The organism is Mesorhizobium sp. M4A.F.Ca.ET.090.04.2.1 (genome assembly GCF_003999085.1).
In the GTDB taxonomy this organism is placed as follows: Bacteria; Pseudomonadota; Alphaproteobacteria; order Rhizobiales; family Rhizobiaceae; genus Mesorhizobium.
The window spans coordinates 1-2,785 of record NZ_RZOT01000676.1 but is presented as its reverse complement, the minus strand read 5'-3'; the positions used below and the strand labels follow the sequence as shown (position 1 = coordinate 2,785).

The following is a 2,785-nucleotide window of genomic DNA, read 5'->3' as shown; positions in this document are numbered from 1 at the left end:
TCCTGGCGCGCGCCCGTGGCGCGACTTGTCTTAGCGCATAGAAGGCGCCGGCGATCGACAGGGCAAGGGTGACGACGGCTCCGATCATGCCGAGCCGGCCCTGCACCGCGTTCGCCTCGACGGCAATCGGGATCATGTAATCCTGGGTGTCCGTCGCCAGCGCCACGCCCTTGGCGGCGAGCAGCGGCTGCAATTCGGCGAAGCTGGCGGGAAGCTGGGTGTTGGCATCGAGCTGGCGCAGGCCCTTGGCGAGGCTCTTCACCAGGCTGACGTCGAGCGCCTCGCTGGCGACCGCGCTGTCGGCGGTGCGCTCGGGCAAAGCGGCATGGATGTGGCGGTCGAGGTAGATGGAGGAACCGATGTTCCACACGGCAAGCAGCAGGAGGGCCGGCAGGACAGCGAGCAGGAAGGCCCACCAGCCGTGATAGTGAGCGCGCGAATGCGGCTTCACCGATCCATTGTCCTGCGCGACGGCGCGTTGGCGACCGATGAAGAATGCGACCAGGCCGACGGCGACTACAATGGCAAGTACGAGCATGGACGACATGAACCCACCCCAGGGGAAATCCCTTGTTTGAGCATGATCTTATCCGAACCAGAGGTCAGCGAAGCAAAAACCGGTCCCCACTTTTCGCTGACGCGGTGCTTCGGTTCGGGATCATGCTCCGGTCGCTACCGCCGCTGCGGCAGGCGAAGAGATCGGGGCGCGGGCAAACCCGCGCCCCGGTCCGCAAGCTTGATTACATGGTCTTTCCGGCGGCGAACGCGTCGCGCTGCGCCTGACGCTCGGCATCGGGAGCCGAAACCAGGCCGTACTCGGCGAGCGGGCTTTCCGGGCCGATCATCTGGTCGTCGAGGAAGAACTCGACATATTCCTTCAGGCCCGGAACGACGCCGAGATGCGCCTTCTTGACGTAGAAGAACAGCGGGCGCGAAACCGGATACTTGCCGCTGGCGATGGTCTCGGTCGAAGGCGTGACGCCTTCCACGGTGGCGACCTTCAGCTTGTCGGCATTGTTTTCGTAGAAGGCGAGGCCGAACACGCCGACGCCGGTCTTGTTGGAGTCGATGCGGGCGAGCGTCTCGGTGTAGTCGCCGTCGATGTCGACAGCCTTGCCGTCCTTGCGGATGGCGATGCAGGTCTTGCCGACTTCCTTGTCGTCGCTGATGCCGGTGGCCTTGATGGCGGCCTTGTCGCAGCCGGCGTCGAGAAGCTTGGTCTCGAACACCTCGCGGGTGCCGTGCTTTTCACCCGGGATGTAGGCGGCGATGTCCCAGTCGGGGAGCTTCGGGTTGACCTGGTTCCACTTGGTGTTCGGATTGTCGACCAGCTTGCCGTCGACGACGAGCTTGGCGGCGAGCGCCTTGTAGATGTCGGCGGGAGCCAGCGCCCAGTCCGGGCCCTTGACGTCGGTGGCGAAGACGATGCCGTCATAGCCGATGCGGACTTCCTGGATGTCCTTCACGCCGGCGTCGGCGCAGGACTTGATCTCGTCCTTCTTGATCGGACGCGAGGAGTTGGCGATGTCGATGGTGTCTTCGCCGACGCCCTTGCAGAATTCCTTGATGCCGGCGCCGCTGCCGCCGGACTCGACCACCGGGGTCTTGAACTTGGTGAAGGTTTCGCCGAACTGCTCGGCGACGATCTTGGCATAGGGAAGGACGGTCGACGACCCGGCAACCTGGATCTGGTCGCGCGCGGCGGCGAAGCCGGACGACGCGGCGAGCGCAAGCGCAGCGGCCGACGCCGTGAGAAGGAATTTGTTCATGTGGCCTGCTCCTGTTCGGAAGATGGTCTCTCGGCACCGCTGTCCATTGGCGCCCGGTGAGGCCAATAGCTTCCGATTATTACAGTTGCATGACAGTTTCGTGTCAGCCCGGTAACGTCTCACTGGTCTGGCGGAAACGGCTGGCCGCCAGCCTCCGCGAGGCAAAGGCCGTTTGCCGGAGGGAATCAGGGACTTGCGCGAATTTCGATGACCGCCCCCGCCCTCGGCGGCGCGAGCCGCGGCCGCCGAGAAAAGAAAAGCCGGACGAGAGCGCGTTGCCCCTGGCCAGAGCGCATCATGGCCGAGCCATCGCCGAAAACAGGTCCGTTGGGGTAGATTCGACGCTGTTTCATGCCGGCGGTCGCTGCTCCCGCCCGTAACCGAAGGAGCGAATCCGATGCCGCCATTGTTCCGGCTCGACGCCCACAAGGGTATGGTGCGATCGCACCATACCCTTGCGACATCCCTTCGGTTCCCGGTGTGCTTTGCACAAATTGGACGCGACGGCGCCGGCCCGCAGGAGATAATCGGCCCTTCGCCTCGGCAGGCCTAGCCGGCGTTTCTCTGGACCTGGGCGCCCGTGCCGAGCCAGCGCTCGAGCTTCTCGAGCAGCGCCCTCGGGCTGATCGGCTTGGGCAGGTAGTCGTCCATGCCGGCCTCCAGGCAGCGCTCGCGGTCGCCCTTCAGCGCATGCGCGGTGACGCCGACGATCGGCACATGCATGCCGCTCTCCTCCTCGAGCCGGCGGATGACGGCCGTCGCCTCCAGCCCGTTCATCTCCGGCATCGACACGTCCATCAGGATCATGCGCGGATTGAGCCGGCCGTAGGCGTCGAGCGCCTTGCGGCCATTGCCGACGATCTCGAAGCCGTAGCCGGTCTCGCCGAGGATCTGCGTGAACACCATCTGGTTCACCTCATTGTCCTCGGCGACGAGGATGTCGAGCCCGCGTTCGGCGCTTGCCGGCCGGGCGCGCGCACGAACCGGCGGCGGCTGCAGCAGGGCCCGTTCCGACG

General features: G+C 65.4%; 3 protein-coding genes. All 3 read right to left on the bottom strand.

What is annotated here, in order from left to right:
* Positions 1–547, bottom strand: a 547-nt coding sequence (locus EN781_RS30230; RefSeq protein WP_189347940.1) for a phosphate ABC transporter permease family protein, incomplete at its 3' end; no start/stop codon positions are given.
* A 193-nt stretch (positions 548–740) separates the two neighbouring features.
* Complete coding sequence (locus EN781_RS30225) at positions 741–1,769, bottom strand: substrate-binding domain-containing protein (protein ID WP_126057985.1); 1,029 nt, start codon at positions 1,767–1,769, stop codon at positions 741–743.
* 549 nt (positions 1,770–2,318) lie between these two features.
* The coding region (locus EN781_RS30220) for a response regulator (RefSeq protein WP_145965713.1) at positions 2,319–2,785 on the bottom strand (467 nt) is incomplete at its 5' end.

Bases quoted from the DNA above. Each gene is read 5' to 3' on its own strand.
- EN781_RS30225 (WP_126057985.1), bottom strand. From the start codon at position 1,769: ATGAACAAATTCCTTCTCACGGCGTCGGCCGCTGCGCTTGCGCTCGCC.